Raw genomic sequence first — 22,496 nt, 5'->3', positions numbered from 1 at the left:
CAGAGACATGGGTGACTGTGTTCGAGCTGCAGCAGCGAAGGCGCTGGTTCCGGTCATTACCGGCAAGGGCTCGCTGTCTTCTCTGGATGATCATCAGGTCGTGGCTCGCGACAGGGCGTTGTTCAAGGCGATGTGCTTTGGTGTCTGCCGGACGCTGCCCAGACTGGAAGCACTGGCGGACCAATTACTGGAAAAGCCCTTCAAGACTCGCGACGCCGACATTCAGGCGCTGCTGCTGCTCGGCATCTTCCAACTGCTGTACCTGCGCATTCCCGCCCATGCGGCGGTAGGCGAGACCGCTGGGGCCGCTCGCCTGCAGGGCAAGGCCTGGGCAACCCGCGTTCTCAACGGCTGCCTGCGCCGTCTGCAGCGCGAATCCTCAACACTGGAAGCAGAAGTCGACCGTGACCCTGCAGTGGCCTTGCTGCATCCGCGCTGGTGGCTCAAGGCGCTGCGCCAGGCGTGGCCTGACGACTGGCGCGATATCTGTGAGGCCAATAACCAGCCAGGCCCAATGACCCTGCGCGTCAACCGTCGCCACAACGACCGAGAGCAGTATCTGGACATCCTCGACGGTGCCGGGATCAGCGCACGTCTGTGTTCACACGCGCCTGACGGCTTGATCCTGGATGCCCCTCGCGATGTGGACAGTCTGCCAGGCTTCGCCGAGGGCCATGTCAGCGTTCAGGATGAAGCCGCCCAGCTGGCCGCTGTGCTGCTGGGCCCTGTCATCGCCCCTCGCCCCGGCGCAAGAGTCCTGGATGCCTGCTGTGCACCTGGCGGCAAGACCGCTCACCTGCTTGAGCTGTTCGACATTGATCTGCATGCCATCGACTCCGACGCTGCACGTCTTGCCCGTGTGGAAGACACCCTGACTCGCCTCGGACTCTCGGCCACCCTGGCCCAGGGCGATGGTACCCAGCGGGACTGGTGGGATGGCACGCTGTTCGATGCCATCTTGCTTGACGCTCCCTGCTCGGGCAGCGGAGTCATCCGCCGTCATCCCGACATCAAGCGCTTGCGCCGTGCCAGCGACATCCGCCAGTTGGCCGAGTTGCAGCAGGCCTTGCTCGATAACCTGTGGCCGCTGCTCAAGCCCGGCGGCACCTTGTTGTACGCCACCTGCTCGGTCCTGCCGGAAGAGAATCGCGACCAGATTCGCGCCTTTCTTGAGCGCACTGAGGATGCCAGCGCCAACATGCCTTCCGACATTGCCTGGGGCCAGACATCAGGAGCCGGACGCCAACTGTTACCGAAGATCGACAGTCACGACGGTTTCTTCTATGCCAGACTGGTCAAGGCAACCCACTGAGCCACACGGAAGCAGGGTTGCTTGCCCGCCACCAGGCCGCTGTTGCCCAGGCGGGCGGTCCCACGACGTCTACCGCTACAGGGAGTATGTATGAGCCAACACGTGTACAAGCAGATCGAGTTGACCGGTTCGTCCGAGACAAGTATCGAAGACGCGGTCCAGCGCGCCATCACCAAGGCGTCTGAGACGGTGCATGACCTGCGCTGGTTCGAGGTGACCGAAACACGCGGGCACATCGAAAACGGCCGGGTCGCCCACTGGCAGGTGACGTTGAAGGTCGGCTTTACCCTGGACTGATCCAGCGATCAGCTCTCCCCCGGAGATGCCTGGGCTTGCATACTGACAGGCCTTCGGTGTTTCCTTTCGGCACAGGGCGGGAGACATCCCGCCCTGTTGGTCTGTTCAGGGCTCAGGTATGCTGGCCCTATGTTGCAGCGCACCATGCGCTCTCGACCTCTCTTCGGACACGACGATGAAGATCATCATTCTCGGCGCCGGCCAGGTTGGCGGCACCCTGGCGGAGCATCTGGCCCGCGAGGAGAACGACATCACGGTGGTAGACACCGACGGTGAGCGTCTGCGCGAGCTGCATACGCGGCTGGATATTCGCACGGTTTCCGGGGCGGCCTCCTACCCCATGGTGCTGCGTCAGGCAGGCTGTGAAGATGCCGACATGCTGATCGCCGTGACCAACTCCGATGAAGTCAACATGATCGCCTGTCAGGTGGCCCATACCCTGTTTCGCACACCGACCAAGATCGCCCGTGTGCGCGCCACGGCCTACCTCGCCCGCAAGGGCCTGTTTGCCCATGAGGCCGTCCCTATCGACGTGCTGATCAGTCCCGAGCAAGTCGTAACCGATCACATCCGGCGCCTGATCGAGCATCCTGGTGCCTTGCAGGTGCTGGAATTCGCCGGGGGTCTGGTCCAGCTGGTGGCGGTCAAGGCCTTCTACGGTGGCCCGCTGGTCGGCCAGGAGCTCGGCTTCCTGCGACGTCACATGCCCAGCGTCGACACACGCGTTGCCGCCATCTATCGCCGCAATCGCCCGATCATTCCCCGCGGCGACACGATCATCGAAGCCGACGACGAGGTCTTCTTTATCGCCGCACGCCGTGATATCCGCGCCGTGATGAGTGAGTTGCGACGGCTCGACCGGGATTTCCGCCGCGTCGTGATCGCCGGTGGCGGCAACATCGGCGAGCGCCTGGCCGAACATCTCGAGCACAGCCATCAGGTCAAGATGATTGAACACAGCCTGGACCGCTGCACCCAGCTGTCGGAACGCCTTGACCGCACCGTGGTGCTGCACGGCAGTGCCACCAGCAAGCGGCTGCTGGAAGAAGAGAACATCGAAGACTGCGATATCTTCTGTGCGCTGACCAACGACGACGAGGTCAACATCATGTCGTCGATGCTGGCCAAGCGGATGGGGGCCAAGAAGGTTCTCACCCTGATCAACAACGCGGCCTATGTCGACCTGGTCCAGGGTGGCGAAATCGATATCGCCATCTCGCCTCAGCAGGCGACGATTGGCAGCCTCCTCACCCACGTTCGCCGCGGCGACATCGTCAACGTGCACTCGCTGCGCCGGGGTGCCGCGGAGGCCATCGAGGCGATTGCCCATGGCGACAGCCAGTCATCGCGAGTGGTGGGACGCGCCATCGGCGACATCGATCTCCCCGGGGGCTCGACCATCGGCGCCATCGTGCGCGGCAAGGAGGTCTTGATCGCCCATGACGACGTGGTAGTGGAAAGCGGCGACCATGTCATCCTGTTCGTGGTCGATAAACGCAAGATTCGTGACGTCGAGCGCCTGTTCCAGGTCGGGCTGACGTTCTTCTGATGCGCATGGCGTTACCTCGAGAGACGACCATCGAGTTACCACAAGGAGAGCCGCCGCATGAGTCCGTTCCCGACCGGGCTTGAGACGACGACCCGTTCACTGACATCTTCCCCTTGCGCTACTTTGCACAGGAGCCGGATGGCATGAGCCTGAGAATGATTCTGCGTATTCTCGGGCTGCTGCTGATGATGTTCAGCCTGACCATGGTGCCGCCCATCGCTATTTCGCTGCTGTTCGGCGATGGCACCTGGGACGCCTTTCTGATCGCCATTGCCATCACCGTGTTCACCGGTGCTGCGATGTTTCTGCCGAATCGACATGCTCGGCGGGAGCTGCGGACCCGTGACGGCTTCCTGATCGCCGCCATGTTCTGGACGGTACTGGGGCTGTTCGGTTCCCTGCCACTGATGCTGACGGGAAGCACGGCGCTGTCTTTTACCGATGCCGTTTTCGAATCCTTCTCTGGGCTGACGACCACGGGTGCGACGGTCATTACCGGCATCGACTTCCTGCCGGAGGCCATCCTCTACTATCGTCAGCAGCTGCAGTGGCTAGGCGGCATGGGCATCGTGGTGCTGGCGGTCGCCATTCTGCCGACCCTCGGCGTCGGCGGCATGGCGCTGTATCGCACGGAGATTCCGGGACCGCTCAAGGACTCCAAGCTGACCCCTCGGATCACCGAGACCGCCAAGGCACTGTGGTACATCTATGCCACCCTGACGCTAGCCTGCATGCTCGCCTACATGGCGGCGGGCATGGATTGGTTCGATGCGCTGGGCCATAGTTTTTCCACGGTCGCCATCGGTGGCTTCTCGACCCATGACGCCAGCATTGGCTACTTCGACAGCGCCTTGATCGAAGCGATCTGTGTGGTATTCATGCTGATCTCGGCGCTCAGCTTCAGCCTGCACTTCCTGGCCTGGCGCGAGCGCCGCATCAGCCACTACTGGGAAGACTCCGAGGCACGGTTTTTGCTGCTGTACCTGACCGGCCTGGCGGCTATCACCGTCATCGTGCTGTGGCTGACCGGCACCGAGGAGACCACCGTCGGCCTGCGCCACGGCATCTTTGAGGTGGTCTCGGTCGCGACCACGGCCGGATTCTCGGTGGCCGACTTTTCTGCCTGGCCAGGCGCCTTGCCGCTACTCCTGTTCATCGCCGCCTTTGTCGGCGCAAGCTCAGGCTCTACCGGTGGCGGCATGAAGGTCATTCGCATCATCCTGATCATCAAGCAGGGAATGCGCGAGATCATGCGCTTGATTCACCCCAACGCCGTGATCGCCGTCAAGATTGGCAAGGTCAGCGTGCCTGACGGCATCGCACAGGCAGTCTGGGGGTTCTTCTCGGCCTACGTCCTGCTGTTCTTCCTGATGCTGGTCGGGGTCATGGCCACCGGCGTTGACCAGGTAACGGCCTGGTCCACTGTGGGCTCCGCGCTCAACAACCTGGGCCCGGCGCTGGGTGAAGCCAGCCTGCACTACGGCGATATGCCGGCGATGGCCAAATGGATCCTGGTCATGGCCATGCTGATGGGACGCCTGGAGATCTTTACCGTACTGGTACTGTTCACACCCGCTTTCTGGCGCAAATAGTGCAGACTCCTGGGCTGCGTTGACGCTCAAGCGTGTCCGCCTGCCGCCGACCTGCCCGCTTCAGCGTCGGCAGCCGTCCCCATCACCAGCAGGGCACGCTCGGCTCTGGACGATAGCGGCCATTCAGCCCGATGTATCAGGTAGAGGGTATCCGCCACCTCGGGCTGTCCCGTCACCACCCGAAGGGAGGCCTGCTGCTCAAACGCCTGACGGGCGAAGCGCGGCAGCACGGTAAAGCCCAGCCCCTCCGCTACCGGTGCCAGAATCAAGCCGATCTGATTGGTGAAGCCGCTGATTGGCCAGTGGGCATAGCCGGGGGAGCCCGGAAAGCGTCGGCTCAATAGTCGAGACGCCAGCGCCTTGCCATCCGGATGGTCGATGAACCCCAGCGACATCAGGTCATCCCAGCGCTCTACCTTAGCGGCGGCAGGCACGATCAGCTCCAGCGGTTCTGTCGCAAACTCGCTGACGGTCAGCCTCGGGTCATCGGGACACTCGATGACCAGCCCCATTTCTACCCGCGCCGCCAACACCGCGTCGATAATGTCCTGGGTCGGCCCGAAGCGATGGCGAATGCACAGGCCAGGCGAGCGCTTCTGCAGCTCCAGCAGCCGGGGATACAGCGCCAGGCCGATGCTGCCCGGCGTCATCAGACTTATCTCGCCATGATCATCGCGATCCCCGGCCAGACGCAGCTTAAGCCGCTGGTCCACCTCCGCACGCTCCCCCAGATAGTTGACCAGGGCGTGCCCCGCCGGGGTCAGTTCGAGCTGCCGCGGCCGTCGGATGAACAGCGCCCCTAGCTCGGCTTCAAGTTTCTGTACATGCTGACTGACGGCCGCCTGGGTGAGCTCCAGTTGATCGGCAGCCCTGGTGAAGCTTCCCTGTTCGACCAGGGCATGAAAAGAACGTAGCCAGAGCGGATTAAGCATAAGCATCTATTATCACTACCATAAGCGGCACACTATTTTCATTATAGCCATCACCGCCCAGACTGTGTGCATTCACTCCACAGCAAGAGGCAACGAGACATGAGCTCATCCCATCAGGACCGCCCCAACTATCCACGCAGCTTCTCCCATATCGGCATCTCGGTACCGGACGTCGAGGCGGCCGTGGCGTTCTACACCGAGGTCCTGGGCTGGTACCAGATCATGGCCCCCACCACCATCGAGGAAGACGACTCTGCCATTGGCGAGATGTGCACCGATGTCTTCGGGCCTGGCTGGGGCAGCTTCCGCATCGCGCACCTGTCCACGGGTGATCGCGTCGGTGTCGAACTCTTCGAGTTTGCCAACCATGAAGATCCCGAGAACAATTTCGAATACTGGAAAACCGGCGTCTTCCATTTCTGCGTGCAAGATCCGGACGTGGAAGGGCTGGCGGAGCGCATCGTCGCCGCCGGCGGCAAGAAGCGCATGCCCAAGGTCCGTGAATACTATCCCGGGGAAAAGCCCTACCGGATGATCTACATGGAAGACCCCTTCGGCAACATCCTCGAGATCTACTCCCACAGCTATGAATTGACCTACTCGGCCGGCGCCTATCAGGACGAGAGCAACGCGTGACATGGTGATCGACAGGCCTGGGATGGGCACCCTCAAGCCCCTCCTTGCGTCACGAATCATGACAATAGCGTGATTTGCCGACGGACAGGGCAGGCCATGTTTGGCCTGCCCTGCTGGTTCATGGATAATCGATCCTTCACATTCTTCAGGCCTCGAGGCCCATGAGCGAGATCGACGACACCGTACTGGCCGAGCGGCCGGAGACCCAAGGCGGCCCACGCCGCGATATCACCGTTGGCGAGACCACCTTCACCTTGCTCGGTACCGCCCACGTCAGCGCCGAAAGCGCCGACGAGGTTCGCTCGCTGATCGATTCAGGCGACTTCGATGCCGTGGCTATCGAACTCTGCGATGCCAGACACAGCAACCTGGCCAACCCTGACGCCCTGGCGGAACAGGATCTGTTCCAGATCTTTCGCCAGGGCAAGGCCGGGATGGTAGCGGCGAACCTGGCGCTCGGGGCATTCCAGCAACGTATCGCAGAACAGTCAGGCATCGAGCCGGGGGCCGAGATGCGTGCCGCCCTGGAGGCCAGCCAGCGCCACCAGCTCCCGCTGTTGCTGATCGATCGCGACGTGGGCCTGACGCTGAAAAGGATCTACCAGAATGTTCCCTGGTGGCAGCGTTTTAGCTTGATGTCCGGGCTACTGGGCAGCGTGCTGTCCCGCCAGGAAGTGTCGGCAGAGGAAGTGGAGCGCCTCAAGCAGGGTGACGTGCTGGAGTCGACCTTCAGTGAGTTTGCCGCTGAATCCGAAACCCTGTTCACCCCGCTGATCAGCGAGCGTGATCGTTACATGGTCATGCGCCTGGCCCAGCAATGCCCGCCAGGCAAGTTCCGGCGAGTGCTGGTGGTGATAGGCGCGGGCCACCTCAAGGGCATGGCGGAGCACCTCGAAGGCCCTCCCTCTCAGGCTCCAGACGAGGAAATCGCCGCGCTGGAGGCCACGCGTCCCGCCTCCAAGGTGTGGAAGATGGTGCCCTGGATCATCACCGCACTGGTCCTCACGGGCTTCGCCATCGGCTTCTCGCGCAACACCGAGCTTGGCTGGCAGCTGGTGGCAGAGTGGTTCATCATCAACGGTGCGCTGTCGGGCATCGCCACCCTGTTCGCCCTGGCGCATCCCGTCACGGTCGTCGCCACCGTCTTTGCCGCGCCGCTGACCTCGCTTAACCCGACCATCGGCGCAGGCTTCGTCGCTGCAGGCGTGGAGCTGGCCATGCGCAAGCCCAAGGTGCGTGATTTCTCCACGCTGCGCCACGATGTGACCGAGGTGAAGGGCTGGTGGAGGAACCGTGTGTCCCGCACGCTACTGGTCTTCCTGACCGCCACGCTCGGGTCCGCTGCGGGCACCTGGATCGCCGGTTTCCGGATCGCCGGCAGCCTGTTCGGCTAAGCGGACCATCGATCGCATCCACCTCGCCGTCGCTGACCCGGCGGGGTGGAAGGCGCCTGTCACCCGCTAAGCGTTCCTCTGGACCATCCTGCGTTCGCGCTCCCTCCACTGCCCCACCGCGGCAAACGTCAGCTCTGCTGCCGCCCGCTCACTCGTAATCTCATGTTTTCCTCCAGCGCCGATGTCTCGGTGCGGCTGCAGATCCAGTCATGCACCAAACGACCTCGATGGTAGGTTTCCTGCACCGCGCCACTCATGCCTTCTGCAGGAGCCGAGATCGCCTGGCGATAGGCTCTGACGACGCCTGCAGGCAAGCCAGCCGCCCATGCGCCAAGTACTGGCGACGACGCCTCCTGGCGATCCAGCAACTGATGAAACTCCTGCACAGGCAGACGCAATGCCGGCAGGGCAGCGTCCAGCAGGCCGCATATCGTCCGAAAGCCATCTAGCTCCTGGCGCTCTCTGTCGGGGTCAAGGTATTCCAGCCGAGTCGCCAGATCCTCGAGAGACTCCATCAAGATGCGACACCCGGGGTCCACGGCCAGCAAATTGACCCGGGGCGTCCCCTCTCTGACCTCCGCCAACCGCTGCAAGAACGCATCGGCGCCGTGGTTGACCAGGATCCTGCCCAGGGCCAGGCGCAGGTAGTGGAAGAACTGGCCCGGCCCCTCAGAGCGGTCCCGCTGATAGCGCGCCAGAGCCCAGTCCAGCATGCCGCCTAGACTCCAGCGTCGCACTACCCCATGGCGGCAGAAGCAGCGCTCGTTGAGCGCAGTGGGTCGCTGGCCTTGGCGCCGCTGAAAGGTATCTTTCAGTTGGGTCATCAAACCTGCGGGATCTATCAAACCTCGTTCCACGATGGCCTCGAGCCGGGCCAGGGTCTGCGCGATGGCATCGGCGGCATCGACCAGGTAGGCGGCCGGGTGACGGCTTCGACGGGTCAGTCGCAGCGCCCCACGCATGGCCGTTTCGATAGCGGCCTCACTACGGTAGCTGTTGCCCGTAAAAGGCCCAGACAGGGCCTGTTCGGGCCATGGTTCATGCCGTCCTAGCAATGTTGCGCTCTGCGCATGGGTCAGGCTGATGCCTTCCAGGGTCACAATGCTGCGCAAGGCCTGGGCACGTGCATCAAAGCGGCATAGCTCCGCCAGCACCGCGTGCCCCTCCTTCTTGTCGACGGACAGCCCCCCTGCCGTCATTCCCCCAAACTCCGGCAGGTGGCTGTCGAACCAGCCACACACGGCAAGCTCTCCCGCCTGACCGAAGGGAGGACGACCGACATCGCAAAGCAGGCAGCCAACGTCGACCAGACAGCCGAGCGCAGTGTCGAGTCCTGTCAGTTCGTGCCTGGCGGGCTCCTGCTCAGTCAGCTCTTTTTCTGCCAGTTCGTGTCTGGCCAGTTCGTGCTTAGCCAGGTTGCCGTGGAGCTTGCGATAAATCAGGTGGACGATACGGCGACCCACTTGCTGACGTTCAAGCGCCAGCGACAGCAACCGTCGATCGCTGTCCTGGGCCAGGATTCCCCCCTGCTGCGGGAGCAACTGCAGTCGACGAACGCTGGGGCTATGAATGACCCGAGAACGATCCTTGTCGAGACGACGCTCGAGCAAAGGAAGCGACAGGTCGACCTCCTGTGCATCATAGGGCCAGCCACCTAGCCGTTGATCCTCGGGCTGTGGCCGACAGGAAAGAAAACGCTGGTGTAGGTGCATGGGGCTCCCCGCGCGTCATCGCGCTCATTATCGTAGTTGTGTCAAAAAGAGAGCCTGTCGCAGAAAAAGTGCAGGCGAACTAAGACATTTACGACAATGAGTGCCCGATTTGCGGGAATAATGATGTAGCTGATCAGCGATTCATCTGCCTAAAACTTCGCATCAGCACATAACGACCGAGTGCTAGCGCCCCTCAGTTGATGAGGATGGTGCCTGCTGAGCTCTCCTCAGCGCTGCCAGCCTTGTCATCGAGGGGGTGGGCGTCTCGATCTTGGTGTAGTGGCGACTGGCCGCATAGCTGTCATTGAACACATCAAAGTAGTCGTCGAGCACCTGAGCCGCCGCCACTTCACCGCTTTGCCGCAGCAACTCGGCTGCCACTTCTGCCGTGCACAGGTGTGCCTGGGAGGCAGGCTTGCGCAGCTGATAGCGGGTCAGGCGATCGGTGCGAAGGGGTAACACGGGAAGGTGTTCCAGGTAGGGGCTCTTGCGAAAGATCCGACGTGCCTGGCGCCAGGTGCCGTCCAGTAGAATCAGTACGGGAATGCGTGCGTCTTCCACCTGGGTGACGGCCTCTACCTCTACCACGCGATCCGCGTAGTCAGGCTGGTCGTCAGGAAAGACCACGAAGGGCGCGTAGCGCGGATCAGCGAGCAGGGCCAGCAGGGTGTCATCTGGCGCCGTGCGATACCAGGTAAAGACGCGAGTCGTGGCCAGCACGTCTGCGATCAGCCGTCCGGTGTTGGTGGGCTTGTGATGTTCCAGCGGATGCGTCATCAACCACACCTGCACCCGGCTGTCGGCCTTGGCTTGATAGGGACAGAGGCAGTTGAGTTCCGGCAGATTGCAGCCTTCACAGCGGGTCACGAAGCTGCCGCGCGCCTTGAATTCCCGACGCGGAGGGCGGGGGTGGCCAGTGGCAGGATCGACCGCGGCAGACTCGGCGCCATCGCTCATGGGCGCAGCATCACGTTCGGCGTCGAGCGAGGCGGCAGGGAAAGCATCACAACGGGAATCACACATGGCAAGGAGGGTGCTGAGGCAAAGGGCGCCCAATCTACCACGCCAGACGGAACACGTCAGTCACGCTGCCAGCACCGCGTACCCGCCACGACCGTCGACGTCGCTATCAGGCGTTACCTGACGGCGGCACGAACAGGCGCCCCTCACGCTGCCAGTGGCGGGTAAGCGCAGGCACCCCTTCCCCGGCAGGCATCACCCAGCGGGTCACCCCGGCGGGCACCTGCAGTCCAGGGTCTGGGTCCACCAGCACGCACTGTGCGTCCAGCGGCAGCTCATGGATCAGGGCAGCGGCAGGCATCACCGCCAACGAGGTCCCTACCACCAGTAGCAGATCCGCGTCGGCCACTAGCTCGCAAGCCTCCTGATAGGCGGGAACCGCCTCACCAAACCAGACCACATCCGGTCGCAGCTGGCTGCCTCGATCGCAGACGTCCCCCATGGCGATGTTGCGCCGTCCAAGGGGGTAGCGCATGCGCTCATCGACGGAGGAACGTGCGACCATGATCTCACCGTGCAAGTGCAGCACCTGGCGCGAACCGGCCCGCTCATGCAGATCATCGATGTTCTGGGTCACGATGCTGACATCGAATCCCAGGGCCTCAAGATTGGCCAACGCACGATGGGCCGCGTTGGGGCGTGCATCCCGCACCTGCTCACGCCGAGCATCGTAGAAGCTGAGCACCCGCTGAGGATTTTTCGCCCATCCTTCAGGCGTCGCCACGTCCTCGATCGGATGATTGGCCCACAGGCCATCTGCTGCCCGAAAGGTCTCGATGCCGCTCTCGGCACTGATGCCAGCGCCGGTCAGCACTACCAGGTGAGGAGATTTGGCCATGCAGGCGCTCCGTGACAGATTGCAGTGATCTTCGCGCCGCCGTTCGCGATCAGTAGGTCAAGCCCCCGGGGTCCGAGGCGAAGCGCTGCTTGTTGCGATAGGGATAGACATCGATCACGTGTCCATCGGTGATCGCACGCTGCAGGCTTTTCCAATAATCGGCGTCGAACAACTCCGGGTGCAGCTCGTAGAACAGCTTGCGCAAGTGAACGTTGGCGAACAGGAAGGGCCCGAATTCCTCGGGGAAAATATCATTGGGGCCAACCGAGTACCAGGGTTCATCAGCCAGCTCCTGCTCAGGGTACAAGGGCTCCGGAATATGCCGGAAGTTGCACTCGGTGAGGTAGCTCACCTCATCGTAGTCATAGAAGATGACCCGACCATGCCGGGTGACGCCGAAGTTCTTGAGCAGCATATCGCCTGGAAAGATGTTGGCCGCCGCCATCTGCTTGATGGCATTGCCGTAATCTTTCAGTACCGCGCGGGTTTCCGCCTCATCACACTGCTCCAGATAGAGATTGAGCGGGGTCATCATGCGCTCGGTGTAACAGTGCTTGATGATGACCTTGTCATCCTTGAGATACACCGTGGAGGGTGCCACTTCCAGCAGGTGTTCCAGGCACTCCGGGTCAAAGTGATCCTTGCGCGACACCAGATAGGAAAATTCCTGGGTATCGGCCATGCGCCCTACCCGATCATGGCGTTTGACCAGCCCATACTTGTCGCGCACGTTGTCCCGACTCATCGCCTTGGACGGATCGAAGCGGTCCTTGATGATCTTGAACACGGTGCGATGGGACGGCAGCACGAACACCGCCATGACCATGCCACGCACCCCTGGCGCGATGATGAACTTGTCCTCGCGGCGAGCAATCTGCTGATTCAGCGCGCGGAAGAACTCCGTCTTGCCATGCTTGAAGAAGCCAATCGCAGCGTACAGTTCACTGATGGGCTTGTCCGGCATCAGCATGTGCAAATAGGCGACGAACTCTCTGGGTACCGTCGCATCGACCTGAAAATAGACGCGGGTGAAGGAAAAGATGATCGAGACCTCGTCCGGCTCGATCAACACCGTGTCCAGATGCAGCCCCTTGCCCTCTTCATGCAACACGGGCAACACCAGCGGCACCTGCTGATCTCCGCGATGCAGGCGTCCAACCAGATACGCTCCCTTGTTGCGGTAGAACACGCTCTTGAGCAGTTCGATCTCGACTCCGTGGCCGTCACGCAACCCCTCGGACAGGTGATCGACCAGGAAATCCCGAGCCAGATGCCCGCAATGATCGAGATCGATAAACGGAAGCCCCAGCTGCGCGCCCGCCAACGCCTGGTGGATGGCCTGCGCCCAGTTGCCGTCGACGGCGATGCGTCGACACAGATCGATGCCTGAGTGATGACTGGCGGCGTCCCGGGAGGAATTCACGAACATCCAGTCGTCGCGAATATGACGATGATGGAAGATCGAGCAGAACTGGGAATTGAAGTAGGTTTCCGCCAGCTCGTAATCGAGGCGCTGACTGATCAGCTCGATGTAGTGCCCCTTGGCTTCTCGCCAGCACTCGCAGTGGCTCAGGGTATCTTCATCAAAGGTCCGCCTCAGACGCTCCAGGGTCTCGTCGACCTTGGCCTGATACAGGTTGATCCGCTCGGCGGAGGCTTGCTGCGCCTCGCGCCAGGCAGCGTCGCAAAAGCGCCGATTGGCGTCCAGGGTGATCTGCTTGAAGCGCGAACGGTACTCATCGAAGCCATGCAGGATGGTGGCAGCGATGCGATAGGCAGGGGACAGTTTCATCTCGGCACTCCCGGCGGACGTCGACTCAGAATGACGGTCCCCGCCGGTCTCGGCGAGACGACCAATGTCGACTGTCATGTTGCCCCGCAACATGACCAGCGCCAACCCCACTGTCCTAACCAGCACATTGATGACGTCAACGCTTGGCGCGGGCGTCCCACATCGCCTATTTGCGCCAGAACATCGGGGTCAACAACACCAGCACCGTCAGAATTTCCAGGCGCCCCATCAGCATGCCCACACATAACAGCCACTTGGCCGCATCGGGCAGGGTCGAGAAATTTCCGGCAGGGCCAATGATGTCGCCAAGCCCCGGCCCCACATTGGTGACCGCCGTGGCTGCCCCGGTCAGCGCCGTCACCAGGTCCAGCCCCAAAAGGCCCAGCGCCAGTGCCAGGCCGGCAATGGTCAGGAAGAAGAAGAACGAGAAGGCGACGACGCCTCGACTGATCTCGTCCGATAGCGGGACGCCGTTATAGCGCGATACGAACACGCCATGGGTATGGATCAGAAAACGCAGCTGGCTCAGCAACATCTTGATAGCCACCTGAAAGCGGAAGATCTTCATGCCACCGCTGGTAGACCCACTGCAGCCGCCCACGAAGGTCAGATAGAAGAACGCCATCGCCGCAAAGGGGCCCCACTGACTGTAGTCATCGCTGGCATAGCCCGTGGTGGTCACCACTGACACCACATTGAAAGCGGTGTGCGTCAGCGCCATGAATCCCGGCTCGCCACGCCATACCCGGTAGAGGGTGAGCGCCACGATGACGACCACTAACAGCCACAGCAGACCGCGTACCTGCTCGTCACGCCACAGCGCCAACGGTGCGCCTCTCAGGCAGCGGATATACAGCACGAACGGCAAGGCGCCGAGCAGCATGAACAGCGTACCCAGCCACAATAGATGAGGCTGATCGGCATAGGCCCCGAAAGAGGCATCCGAGTTGGCAAAACCGCCGGTCGACGCTGAGGTCATGGCATGGACCACCGCGTCCAGTGGGGTCATGCCACCGATGGCATAGGCCAGCGTTGCCGCCAGGGTACCGAAGACGTAGATGCCAAGGGTGGCCTTGGCGATTCCGCCGGTACGCGGCATCACCTTGTCCGACCAGTCAGACGACTCCGTCTGGAACAGGCGCATCCCGCCGACCTTGAGGAAAGGAAGGATAGCGATACCCATGACGATGATGCCGATGCCCCCTAGCCACTGCATCAGGCCACGCCATAGCTTGAGGCCATCGGATAGCCCATCGATATCCGTGAGGATGGTCGAGCCGGTGGTCGTGATCGCGGACACCGACTCGAACACCGCATTGGTCAGCGTCAGGTGGGGCGCCCCCAGCACCAGTGGAAGACTGGCGAAGCCACTGATACTGAGCCAGCTCAGGGTGGTCAGCACGAACATCTGCCGGGTCTTGAGCTCCACCGGGATGCGCCAGGTCAACCACCAGCACACCAGCACCGTTGCCAGTACCGTCAACAGCGAGCGGGCGAAGGCAGGAGCATCACTGTCGCCCTCCCATAGCAGTACCCCCCATGGCAGCAGCATGAACAGCGCCAATACCAGCCACAGCACCGACAGCACCTTGAGCACAGGAGCCCAATCCAGCCACCAGCGCAGCATCCCAGTCCCTCGGGCCATAGTGGTTCTCTCACTGATTGTCGGCGCTCATCATAGACCAACGGCGCACCCGGAAAAGCCCCTTCTGCTCACACCCTGATGTGATCACGGATGACAGAACGGCACGACATGGCGACAATAGCGCGCCTTGAGTTCGCATTCACGCCATAGGTACCCCCACGATGTCTCTGCCCCTGCCCATTCTTTACCAGGACAACGACCTTGTGGCGGTGCACAAGCCTTCAGGGCTGCTGGTTCATCGCAGCCCCCTGGCCCGAGGAGAAACCGAGTTCCTGCTGCAACGGCTGCGCGATCAGCTGGGGCAACGGGTCTACCCGGTGCATCGACTCGACAGACCGACCTCAGGGGTGATGGTGTTTGCCCTGTCACCTGAGATGGCCGCGCCGTTGAGCCAAGCCTTCAGCGAGCGCCACGTCGACAAGCGTTATCTGGCAGTGGTGAGAGGCATCGGGCCCGATCATGAGCGCATTGATCGAGCGCTGCGGGAAGAAGATGGAACACGCCCAAAGGCCGACATGCCGGCCATGCCCGCCATCACCGAGGTACGACGGCTCGACAGCGTGGAGCTGCCGGTGCGTATCGATCGCTACCCCCAGGCCCGCTATTCATTGATGGAAGCCACACCAATGAGCGGCCGACGCCACCAGATCCGCCGACACCTCTCTGGCATCGGCTACCCCATCATTGGCGACGCCAAGCACGGCAAGGGCAACCATAACCGCTTCTTTCGTGACCAACTGGACTGCGATCGCCTGCTGCTGGCCGCCGTGAGCCTGGCATTCGAGCATCCCCGTGAACGCCACCGGCTTCAGCTCTGCTGCCCACTGGATGACACCATGACTCGTCTATTCGATCGCTTTGGCTGGCGCGCTCACCTTCCTCGGCCCGGCGCTGACTTGACGCCACCAACGACCCACCGAGATCGCTCATGAGTAACGATATATCCCACCAGGACAACGACTACGACTTGCGCTTCGGGGGCATTCGCCGCCTGTATGGAGCGACCGCCGCCCAACGCCTCGCCCGCGCCCACGTGGTGGTGGTCGGAGTGGGTGGCGTCGGCAGCTGGGCGGTGGAGGCGCTGGCGCGAAGTGGTATCGGCAAGTTGACCTTGATCGACCTCGATGACGTCTGCGTGTCCAACATCAATCGTCAACTGCACGCGCTGGACGGCACCATCGGTCGTCCCAAGGTGGAGGTACTGGCCGAGCGCTGCCGAGCCATTCACCCCGGTATCGAGGTAGTGACCGATGTGGCCTTCGCCACGCCCACCAATCTCGCCGAGCGCATTCCTGCCGATGCCGATCACCTGATCGACGCCATCGACAGCGTGGTGGCCAAGGCCGCGTTGATCGCATGGTGCAAGCGCCGCAAGCTGCCCCTGACGGTGACCGGCGCCGCCGGTGGCCAGACCGATCCTACGCGAATCAAAGTCGCCGACCTGACCCGCACGGAACACGACCCGCTGCTGGCCAAGGTTCGCTCACGCTTGCGCCGAGACCATGGGTTCTCGCGCAACCCCAAGCGACGCTTCAGCGTCGAGTGCGTCTACTCCGACGAACAGCTGGTCTATCCCGGACAGGATGGCGAGGTCTGTCACACCAAACCTGGTGCCGGTGAGGCCACTCGACTGGATTGTGAAGGCGGTTTCGGCGCCGCCACCTTTGTCACCGGCAGCTTCGGCTTTGTCGCCGCTTCACGTGCGCTGGCCAGACTCACCCGGATCAACTGAGCAAGCGCCTTGCCACACCGCTAGACACCTTACGGGCCAGACACGCCACGGGCCGCACGACAGAAGAGCCCAGCCCGAAGGAAGTCCGGCGTCCATCATGTCAGGAGACGAGCATGACATCCCTTTCCCATCCTCCGGTACCCGGCATCTATCGCCACTACAAGGGCGCGCTTTACGAGGTCTTCGGCGTCGCCCAGCACAGCGAGAACGAGGAGGCGCTGGTGGTCTACCGCGCGCTGTATGGCGACTACGGCCTGTGGGTACGTCCGCTGGCAATGTTCTGCGAAACCGTTCAGGTCGACGGGGAGAACCGACCGCGATTTGCGCTCGAAAAGGCATTTTGAACGACGACAAGGCGATTACTGGGCTTTGTCCGAAAAGTCGACAAGCGAAGGTGAGACAAGGCAAAAATCGGTGAGAAAGCGCAGTTTACGAGGTGTAAATGAGCATTTTAAGCCGATTTTTAACGCCGTATCACCAAGCGCAGGCACTTTTCGTACAAGCCCTAGGCGGTAAAGCCGCCATCGACGGTATATTGCGATCCCGTCACAAAGGCGGCCTCATCGGAAAGCAGGAACGCCACGACATTGGCCACTTCCTCCGACGTTCCGATACGCCCGATGGGATGCAGCGCAGCAAGCGAGTGATATTCTTCACGGCTCAACGCATCAAGCAGCGGCGTGTCGATGTAGCCGGGATGCACGGAGTTGATGCGAACGCCCTGGGCGGAATACTGAAGTGCTGCACTTTTGGTCAACCCCGATACCGCATGCTTTGCCGCGGCATACGGCACATAGTTAGGCGTACCCAAGAGGCCCAGGACGGACGCTGTATTCACGATAGCCCCACCACCACCCGCAACAATGGCGGGGATCTGGAATTTCAGGCCATAGAAAACCGCATCAAGGTTGATGTCGATGAGTTGCTTGTACGCCTCGATATCGACGTCGTGCAATGGCCCTTGCGGGCCGATAATGCCGGCATTGTTGAACGCTAGCTGCAAAGCTCCGAATTCTTCGACGGCAAACGCCACCGCGGCCTCATTCACGGCGGGTAACGTGAAGTCTCCGCCGAATGCGACCGCCTTGCCACCCGCTGCAGCAATCTCGTCCACTACCGCCAGAGCAGCTTGCTCGTGCAGATCTGCGACGATCACCGCCGCGCCTTCAGCGGCTAACTTGACGGCTGTCGCCTTCCCGATCCCGGAGGCCGCGCCAGTGAGCAGTGCTGTCTTTCCCTCGAACCGAATCGACATGAGTCTTCTCCCTTCTGCACGGGACATGCGTGCGTACGCAGCAGGCGTACATCGCACAGCGTCGTAGCCTCTCAGTGCTCGGGTTGCTGCGCATCAAGCAGATTAGCAGACGGCCAGCCGCGCGCTGGCCTCAAGGTATCGCTCCGGCAGGCCGATAACCGGCTTGATCATGGCCAAACTCGGGACGCGGCTCGCCGCATGGGCCCTCGCGCAGTGGCATCGCGCTTCACCGCCACCTTGACGGCCTCCCGATAGAGCACAGTTATCTCCATCAGGCGCACGTGTGCGGCAGTGCCTTCGAAGAGTAAGACTGAGAGTTCCCGCGTCCACTGGCTCACCAGAAAAGGCCGATCCCAGTGCGCGCCAAGCGCGACCTAGGTGCTACGCCCTGGGCCCTGGACTCACCGCTGTGTGGGTGACCTGTCCTACTCGTGATCAGGGATCTTCTGATCAGCCTGATCGAGGGCGAGCGACTGCTCCCATGTCCGGGTCGACGTCACAAGCAAAAGGGGAGGCCAGTGGCCTCCCCTTTTTTGACATTCTGCATTTAGACATTCTGCGCTTAGACATCCAATGCCTGGCCATCCAACGTTTGGCCATCCAACGCCTGGACATTCAGCACCGCATCAGGCGCTGGACAATGTCACAGGTTACTCTTCGCCGCCAGCTTCCTGCATTTGCTTGTGCAAGTAGTTCTGCAGGCCGACCTTGTCGATCAGGCCAAGCTCGGTCTCGATGATATCGATGTGCTCTTCCTCGTCGTCGAGGATCTTCTGGAACAGATCACGGCTGACGTAGTCCCTGACCTGCTCGCAGTAGGTGATGGCTTCGATCAGATCATTGCGACCCGTGTGCTCTGCCGCCAGGTCGGCCTCGAGCATTTCGCGAGTATCTTCGCCGATGTGCAGCTTGCCCAGGTCCTGCAGGTTGGGAATCCCTTCGAGGAACAAAATGCGCTCGATCAGGGTATCAGCGTGGCGCATTTCCTCGATGGACTCGTCGTACTCCCACTTCGCCAGGCGCGCCAGGCCCCAATCCTTGTACATCTTGGCATGGAGAAAGTACTGGTTGATGGCCACCAGCTCGTTGCCCAGCACGGTGTTCAAATGCTGAATGACCTTGGGATCGCCTTTCATGGGAAGCTCCTCATTGCTTGTCGGTGGTGACCGACCATGCGTTGCCAGTCGACTTGCTATCAATGAACGAGGCTCTGCTACCGCCCCGTTTGCGTATCGTTATTGGACTGCTATCCGCCGGGGGCATCGCCTCCCGCCTCAAGCATGACCAACACACTGGCACGACAAAAGTAGCCCTACCAGCTCCTGTTAAGAAGCAGTATAGGCTACGAATGAGAAAATTCAATCAAATCAATAACTTGATAAAAAGAACTACAACGATATTGATTGCCAATTCAGGCGAGAGAGGCCCTCGACAAGACTGCTGGCGGCCGCCGTAACCGTTTCAGGATCAACCGCTTACACCGCCGCTTACACCGCATAGGCGAGCGATTCCAGCTCGACGCTCGTCGCTTCCTGGATGGCATCACGGGTGATTTGTTTGCCTACACAGGCACACTTGCCGCACTGAGTGCCACAACCAGTCTCGCGTTGCACCTGGCGCCAGCTGCGCGCACCGTCGTCGACGCTCTGACGAATCTGGCGGTCACTGACCCCTTTGCACAGGCATACGTACATTGCCATCTCTCCTGAATCACTATAGGCAATGTAAATGATTCCCATAGCGGTACGCAACCTTTTCGAGAGTTATTCGTATTCGCTTTCGCTAAAGATATGAATTTCCATGATTCCGCTCAACTTCTGACGCCGCCGTTCAGGCAAGACGTCAGCGTGCGAGGCCCATAACGGACGTAAAAAGAAGAAAGGCCAGACAGGAGAAAGCAGGTGAAGGACTCACCAGGAAGAGGATGGGCGTGCACAAGGCAGGCCTAGACCACGAACGCTGCGACGCCCGCGCGAGCCATCACGCGTCCATCAAGACCGTTTAGGCAGCACCACGACTTGGGTACTGGAGGCCAGGTCCGCCCAGCTGCGTCGCTCGCCGTCAAACACTACCCAGAGGTGCCCAAGCCCCAAAGGCAGAAAGGACACCGCCCCTACCGCAAATCGCACCATGGTCTGACGCAAGCTGATAGGCGCCCCGTCAAGCGTCTGCACCCGCAAGCGCCACGCCTGCATGCCCAGAGTCATGCCTCCGCGGCGCCAGAAGAAAGCGAAGAAGGCAAACGCCGCGGCCACCAGCAGCAGCCTGAGACTGAACACTTGCCACACACCAGCGCCGACCTCTGCCGGTGCCAGCCCCAGTACCTTGCGCACCACCAGCACGTGCAGCGTGGTGATGGCGATCCAGATGGCGAGCAGCAGAAAACCGTCGTAAAGCATGGCACCGAGGCGGCGCCCGAGCCCCGCCGGCCAGACATCATCAAGATCGGTAAAGCGTCGATTCATGGCAATTGCTCGACCACATCAGCGCACGCCGGCAGAGTGCCCGCGCGCATAGCCTAACCACAGACACCGGCCATGCCGGTATCCCCCACGCATCAACCGGATCGTCTCAGCAGGTGCAGGCCCAGCAGGGCGCACACCAATGTAGGTGCAAGCACCGCCCAGGCAGGAGAGAAACCGAACACGGTAGACGCAGGCGCCAGCAGGTCCTGCAGGTACTTGAACACCAGTCCGGTAATCACGCCGTAGAACACCCGTGTGCCAGCGGCTACTGTCCGCAATGGACCAAACACAAAGGACGCTGCCACCAGGACCAGTGACGCCATGGTCAAGGGCATCAGCATCTTCTGCCAGAAGTACAAAAGCGGCTGGGTAGCATCCAGGCCCTGGTCATCCAGGTAACTGGCATACGCCCACAGCTCACTGGGCGCCTGGGTTTCCACATCCCGCAGCAGCCGCGAAAGCTGGGTCGGCGACAGACTGGTTTCCCAACGCTGGTCCGGCACCTTGATGACCTCGGTGCGATCATCAGTGAAGCGAGTGACTTCTACCTGTTGCAGCTGCCAGTGCTGCCCCTGCCAGACCGCTCGATGGGCCGTCGTCACCGACTCAAGGCGATGGCCATCAAACTCATAGCGAGTCAGATCCAGCACGGTATCGTCGGCGCGTATGGCACCAAATCGATAGAAATCGTCGCCTTCGCGCTGCCAGCCGCCACGCTCGGTGACCACGGCGCCCTCGCCTTGCATCTGCTGTACCTTCCAGGCGTGGGCAAACTGCTCCGTGCGTGGGCTGACGAACTCGGCCACCGTCAATACGATCACCACCACCAGAATGATGGGCTTCATGACGCCCCAGACGATCCGCGCCAACGAACGGCCCGCTGCGCGCATGACGGTCAGCTCGTTGTTGGAGGCCATGCTGCCAAGTCCGATCAACGCACCGATCAGTACGCCTACCGGCGCATATTGGTAGAAGCGCCAGGGCAGCCTCAAACACAGAAACAGGAACACCTCGAAGGCGCCATAGCCTCCCTCGATGTCTCCCAGATCGTCGATGTAGGTGATGATGAGGTCGAGACCCAGCAACACCACCTGTACCACCAGAATGGCACCCAGCACATTGCGGGCGATGTAGCCGTCCAGCCGATCGAGAATCATCCGCTCATTCCCTTGCGTTGGGCGTTGAATGCCAGGCCCAGGCCAAGCAACAGAAAGCCTGCGTGAATAGGCCACATGCCGATGATGGCCGGCAGCGTCCCACCACCGATGGCATCCATGGCGGCCAGCAGCATGCTGAGATAGGCCACATAGAGAAAGATCGCCGGCAACAGCTTGGCGAAGCGCCCCTGACGTGGATTGACCCGCGACAGGGGTTGGGCAAGTAACGTCAGCACAAACACCATCAACGGCGCCCCCAGGCGCCACTGCAGCTGCGCCTTGGCTTCCGGGGTGGGGTCCGCGAGCAGCGCTGGGGTAGTGGCAAACTCGGCCGAGTCCGTTTCTACGGCCTCGACCGCCCGGGCCAGGCGGACGGCATAGGTGCCGAACTCAAGCCGCTCGGCATCGGCACGCCCTGCTTCCGCGCTGTAGCGCTCACCATCTTCTAGCACCAGATAGCGGCTACCGGTATCCGGGTCCACCGTCTGGTATCCCTGGGTCGCCCGGGTCACCACGCTTTCGGGAGACCCGTCGCTGCGTTTCTGGCGCTCGCTGATAAACACCTCCTGCATGCGCTCGCCGTCTGCCGAGACGTCGCTGGCATAGGCAATGCGGCCACTGCCGAACTCCTGGAAGCGTCCGGGCGCCAGCGCCGAGAAATCAAGCTTGCTGCGCTGCTCTTCCAGTACCAGCTCGTTGTGCAGCGCACCGGCCGGCGTCAACCACAGACTGAACATCCCCACCAGCACCGCCACCAGAGTGGCCGGGACCAGGCTGACCGTCAGCAGCCGATTGGGACTGGTGCCGCAGGCCACCAGTACCGTGATTTCGCTGTTCAAGTAGAGCTGGCCATAGGCCAACAGGATGCCCAGGAAAAATGCCAGTGGAAGAATCAGCTCAAGAAAGCCGGGCATGTGGTAGAGCATCAGAGAGCCAAGAATGCTCGCGGGTATCTCGCCCTCAGCCGCATTGGCAAAGTAACGGATGAAACGGCTACCCATGATGACCAGCAACAGCACGCCAGCCACTGCCGACATGGTCAGCAGGATTTCACGGGTAAGATAACGAAAAATGATCAATGCACACTCCTGGCCATGGGCATTCCCAGCTGTCTTCCTTGCTCCAGTGTAACCCCGGGGCGAGTCGCCTTGCCTGAGGCGTTGCCTGA

General features: G+C 61.5%; 21 protein-coding genes. 9 read left to right on the top strand and 12 right to left on the bottom strand.

What is annotated here, in order from left to right; all coding sequences use genetic code 11:
- The first annotated feature begins 7 nt into the window (after nucleotides 1–7).
- The 4 genes from rsmB (at nucleotide 8) to KUV45_RS07430 (ending at nucleotide 4,750) form a co-directional block, all read left to right on the top strand.
- The gene (rsmB, locus tag KUV45_RS07445; RefSeq protein ID WP_222162890.1) at nucleotides 8–1,312 is read left to right on the top strand and encodes a 16S rRNA (cytosine(967)-C(5))-methyltransferase RsmB; all 1,305 of its coding nucleotides are present in this window, start codon (nucleotides 8–10) and stop codon (nucleotides 1,310–1,312) included.
- Nucleotides 1,313–1,402: 90 nt separating this feature from the next.
- Nucleotides 1,403–1,609, top strand: coding sequence for a dodecin (locus KUV45_RS07440; RefSeq protein ID WP_206941615.1), 207 nt, complete (start codon nucleotides 1,403–1,405; stop codon nucleotides 1,607–1,609).
- Nucleotides 1,610–1,784: 175 nt separating this feature from the next.
- Nucleotides 1,785–3,158: a Trk system potassium transporter TrkA gene (trkA, locus tag KUV45_RS07435; protein ID WP_222162585.1), complete on the top strand. Its 1,374-nt coding sequence runs from the start codon at nucleotides 1,785–1,787 to the stop codon at nucleotides 3,156–3,158.
- A gap of 143 nt (nucleotides 3,159–3,301) precedes the next feature.
- Nucleotides 3,302–4,750, top strand: coding sequence for a TrkH family potassium uptake protein (locus KUV45_RS07430; RefSeq protein WP_206941618.1), 1,449 nt, complete (start codon nucleotides 3,302–3,304; stop codon nucleotides 4,748–4,750).
- A gap of 26 nt (nucleotides 4,751–4,776) precedes the next feature.
- Here KUV45_RS07430 and KUV45_RS07425 read toward each other — a convergent pair whose 3' ends face one another.
- Nucleotides 4,777–5,688: a LysR family transcriptional regulator gene (locus KUV45_RS07425; protein WP_308126701.1), complete on the bottom strand. Its 912-nt coding sequence runs from the start codon at nucleotides 5,686–5,688 to the stop codon at nucleotides 4,777–4,779.
- Between the two features lie 93 nt (nucleotides 5,689–5,781).
- On the opposite strand from KUV45_RS07425, the gene KUV45_RS07420 reads away from it, so the two are divergent.
- Both KUV45_RS07420 and KUV45_RS07415 read left to right on the top strand, forming a co-directional pair.
- Nucleotides 5,782–6,318 carry a lactoylglutathione lyase family protein gene (locus KUV45_RS07420; protein WP_206941620.1) on the top strand — a complete coding sequence of 179 codons (537 nt, stop codon included), beginning with the start codon at nucleotides 5,782–5,784 and terminating at the stop codon, nucleotides 6,316–6,318.
- Nucleotides 6,319–6,479: 161 nt separating this feature from the next.
- A complete protein-coding gene (locus KUV45_RS07415) occupies nucleotides 6,480–7,712 on the top strand; it encodes a TraB/GumN family protein (RefSeq protein WP_222162584.1) in 1,233 nt (410 codons plus the stop codon).
- A 128-nt stretch (nucleotides 7,713–7,840) separates the two neighbouring features.
- Here KUV45_RS07415 and KUV45_RS07410 read toward each other — a convergent pair whose 3' ends face one another.
- From KUV45_RS07410 to KUV45_RS07390, 5 genes are all read right to left on the bottom strand, one after another.
- Nucleotides 7,841–9,424 (bottom strand): hypothetical protein, encoded by a 1,584-nt coding sequence (locus tag KUV45_RS07410; protein WP_222162583.1) that lies wholly within the window; start codon nucleotides 9,422–9,424, stop codon nucleotides 7,841–7,843.
- Nucleotides 9,425–9,607: 183 nt separating this feature from the next.
- Nucleotides 9,608–10,381 carry a tRNA-uridine aminocarboxypropyltransferase gene (locus tag KUV45_RS07405; protein ID WP_222162888.1) on the bottom strand — a complete coding sequence of 258 codons (774 nt, stop codon included), beginning with the start codon at nucleotides 10,379–10,381 and terminating at the stop codon, nucleotides 9,608–9,610.
- Nucleotides 10,382–10,553: 172 nt separating this feature from the next.
- Nucleotides 10,554–11,282: an NAD-dependent deacylase gene (locus tag KUV45_RS07400; protein WP_206941625.1), complete on the bottom strand. Its 729-nt coding sequence runs from the start codon at nucleotides 11,280–11,282 to the stop codon at nucleotides 10,554–10,556.
- 49 nt (nucleotides 11,283–11,331) lie between these two features.
- A complete protein-coding gene (gene aceK / locus KUV45_RS07395) occupies nucleotides 11,332–13,074 on the bottom strand; it encodes a bifunctional isocitrate dehydrogenase kinase/phosphatase (protein ID WP_222162582.1) in 1,743 nt (580 codons plus the stop codon).
- Nucleotides 13,075–13,240: 166 nt separating this feature from the next.
- Nucleotides 13,241–14,719 carry a TrkH family potassium uptake protein gene (locus KUV45_RS07390; protein WP_222162581.1) on the bottom strand — a complete coding sequence of 493 codons (1,479 nt, stop codon included), beginning with the start codon at nucleotides 14,717–14,719 and terminating at the stop codon, nucleotides 13,241–13,243.
- Nucleotides 14,720–14,880: 161 nt separating this feature from the next.
- Here KUV45_RS07390 and KUV45_RS07385 point away from each other — a divergent pair, with 161 nt between their 5' ends.
- The 3 genes from KUV45_RS07385 to KUV45_RS07375 all read left to right on the top strand — a co-directional run bounded on the left by KUV45_RS07385 (nucleotide 14,881) and on the right by KUV45_RS07375 (nucleotide 16,795).
- The gene (locus KUV45_RS07385; RefSeq protein WP_222162580.1) at nucleotides 14,881–15,651 is read left to right on the top strand and encodes a pseudouridine synthase; all 771 of its coding nucleotides are present in this window, start codon (nucleotides 14,881–14,883) and stop codon (nucleotides 15,649–15,651) included.
- Nucleotides 15,648–16,451, top strand: coding sequence for a tRNA cyclic N6-threonylcarbamoyladenosine(37) synthase TcdA (gene tcdA, locus KUV45_RS07380; RefSeq protein ID WP_222162579.1), 804 nt, complete (start codon nucleotides 15,648–15,650; stop codon nucleotides 16,449–16,451). The genes KUV45_RS07385 and tcdA overlap by 4 nt, the downstream gene beginning before the upstream one ends.
- Nucleotides 16,452–16,564: 113 nt before the next feature.
- On the top strand, nucleotides 16,565–16,795 hold the full coding sequence (locus tag KUV45_RS07375; protein WP_222162578.1) for a DUF1653 domain-containing protein: 231 nt from the start codon (nucleotides 16,565–16,567) through the stop codon (nucleotides 16,793–16,795).
- 161 nt (nucleotides 16,796–16,956) lie between these two features.
- Here KUV45_RS07375 and KUV45_RS07370 read toward each other — a convergent pair whose 3' ends face one another.
- The 6 genes from KUV45_RS07370 to lptF all read right to left on the bottom strand — a co-directional run bounded on the left by KUV45_RS07370 (nucleotide 16,957) and on the right by lptF (nucleotide 22,407).
- Nucleotides 16,957–17,706, bottom strand: coding sequence for an SDR family NAD(P)-dependent oxidoreductase (locus KUV45_RS07370; RefSeq protein ID WP_206941636.1), 750 nt, complete (start codon nucleotides 17,704–17,706; stop codon nucleotides 16,957–16,959).
- 650 nt (nucleotides 17,707–18,356) lie between these two features.
- Nucleotides 18,357–18,842, bottom strand: a complete 486-nt coding sequence (gene bfr, locus KUV45_RS07365; RefSeq protein ID WP_206941638.1) for a bacterioferritin — start codon at nucleotides 18,840–18,842, stop codon at nucleotides 18,357–18,359.
- A gap of 351 nt (nucleotides 18,843–19,193) precedes the next feature.
- Entirely contained in the window at nucleotides 19,194–19,400 is a 207-nt protein-coding gene (locus KUV45_RS07360; RefSeq protein ID WP_206941640.1) for a bacterioferritin-associated ferredoxin, read from the bottom strand.
- 297 nt (nucleotides 19,401–19,697) lie between these two features.
- Entirely contained in the window at nucleotides 19,698–20,171 is a 474-nt protein-coding gene (locus tag KUV45_RS07355; RefSeq protein WP_222162577.1) for an RDD family protein, read from the bottom strand.
- Between the two features lie 92 nt (nucleotides 20,172–20,263).
- Nucleotides 20,264–21,328, bottom strand: a complete 1,065-nt coding sequence (gene lptG / locus KUV45_RS07350; protein WP_222162576.1) for an LPS export ABC transporter permease LptG — start codon at nucleotides 21,326–21,328, stop codon at nucleotides 20,264–20,266.
- Entirely contained in the window at nucleotides 21,325–22,407 is a 1,083-nt protein-coding gene (lptF, locus tag KUV45_RS07345) for an LPS export ABC transporter permease LptF (protein WP_206941647.1), read from the bottom strand. Before lptF ends, lptG begins: the two co-directional genes overlap by 4 nt.
- Nucleotides 22,408–22,496 lie beyond the last annotated feature (89 nt).

The organism is Halomonas sp. DP3Y7-2 (assembly GCF_019800795.1).
Classification (GTDB): domain Bacteria; phylum Pseudomonadota; class Gammaproteobacteria; order Pseudomonadales; family Halomonadaceae; genus Halomonas; species Halomonas litopenaei_A.
The sequence above is the reverse complement of the archived record's forward strand: the minus strand, read 5'-3'. Positions and strand labels throughout refer to the sequence as shown.

What these genes read in the sequence shown, in the direction of transcription:
- rsmB (WP_222162890.1), top strand. Translation starts at nt 8, where the DNA reads ATGGGTGACTGTGTTCGAGCTGCAGCAGCGAAGGCGCTGGTTCCGGTC.
- KUV45_RS07440 (WP_206941615.1), top strand. Translation starts at nt 1,403, where the DNA reads ATGAGCCAACACGTGTACAAGCAGATCGAGTTGACCGGTTCGTCCGAG.
- trkA (WP_222162585.1), top strand. Translation starts at nt 1,785, where the DNA reads ATGAAGATCATCATTCTCGGCGCCGGCCAGGTTGGCGGCACCCTGGCG.
- KUV45_RS07430 (WP_206941618.1), top strand. Translation starts at nt 3,302, where the DNA reads ATGAGCCTGAGAATGATTCTGCGTATTCTCGGGCTGCTGCTGATGATG.
- KUV45_RS07425 (WP_308126701.1), bottom strand. Translation starts at nt 5,688, where the DNA reads ATGCTTATGCTTAATCCGCTCTGGCTACGTTCTTTTCATGCCCTGGTC.
- KUV45_RS07420 (WP_206941620.1), top strand. Translation starts at nt 5,782, where the DNA reads ATGAGCTCATCCCATCAGGACCGCCCCAACTATCCACGCAGCTTCTCC.
- KUV45_RS07415 (WP_222162584.1), top strand. Translation starts at nt 6,480, where the DNA reads ATGAGCGAGATCGACGACACCGTACTGGCCGAGCGGCCGGAGACCCAA.
- KUV45_RS07410 (WP_222162583.1), bottom strand. Translation starts at nt 9,424, where the DNA reads ATGCACCTACACCAGCGTTTTCTTTCCTGTCGGCCACAGCCCGAGGAT.
- KUV45_RS07405 (WP_222162888.1), bottom strand. Translation starts at nt 10,381, where the DNA reads ATGAGCGATGGCGCCGAGTCTGCCGCGGTCGATCCTGCCACTGGCCAC.
- KUV45_RS07400 (WP_206941625.1), bottom strand. Translation starts at nt 11,282, where the DNA reads ATGGCCAAATCTCCTCACCTGGTAGTGCTGACCGGCGCTGGCATCAGT.
- aceK (WP_222162582.1), bottom strand. Translation starts at nt 13,074, where the DNA reads ATGAAACTGTCCCCTGCCTATCGCATCGCTGCCACCATCCTGCATGGC.
- KUV45_RS07390 (WP_222162581.1), bottom strand. Translation starts at nt 14,719, where the DNA reads ATGGCCCGAGGGACTGGGATGCTGCGCTGGTGGCTGGATTGGGCTCCT.
- KUV45_RS07385 (WP_222162580.1), top strand. Translation starts at nt 14,881, where the DNA reads ATGTCTCTGCCCCTGCCCATTCTTTACCAGGACAACGACCTTGTGGCG.
- tcdA (WP_222162579.1), top strand. Translation starts at nt 15,648, where the DNA reads ATGAGTAACGATATATCCCACCAGGACAACGACTACGACTTGCGCTTC.
- KUV45_RS07375 (WP_222162578.1), top strand. Translation starts at nt 16,565, where the DNA reads ATGACATCCCTTTCCCATCCTCCGGTACCCGGCATCTATCGCCACTAC.
- KUV45_RS07370 (WP_206941636.1), bottom strand. Translation starts at nt 17,706, where the DNA reads ATGTCGATTCGGTTCGAGGGAAAGACAGCACTGCTCACTGGCGCGGCC.
- bfr (WP_206941638.1), bottom strand. Translation starts at nt 18,842, where the DNA reads ATGAAAGGCGATCCCAAGGTCATTCAGCATTTGAACACCGTGCTGGGC.
- KUV45_RS07360 (WP_206941640.1), bottom strand. Translation starts at nt 19,400, where the DNA reads ATGTACGTATGCCTGTGCAAAGGGGTCAGTGACCGCCAGATTCGTCAG.
- KUV45_RS07355 (WP_222162577.1), bottom strand. Translation starts at nt 20,171, where the DNA reads ATGAATCGACGCTTTACCGATCTTGATGATGTCTGGCCGGCGGGGCTC.
- lptG (WP_222162576.1), bottom strand. Translation starts at nt 21,328, where the DNA reads ATGATTCTCGATCGGCTGGACGGCTACATCGCCCGCAATGTGCTGGGT.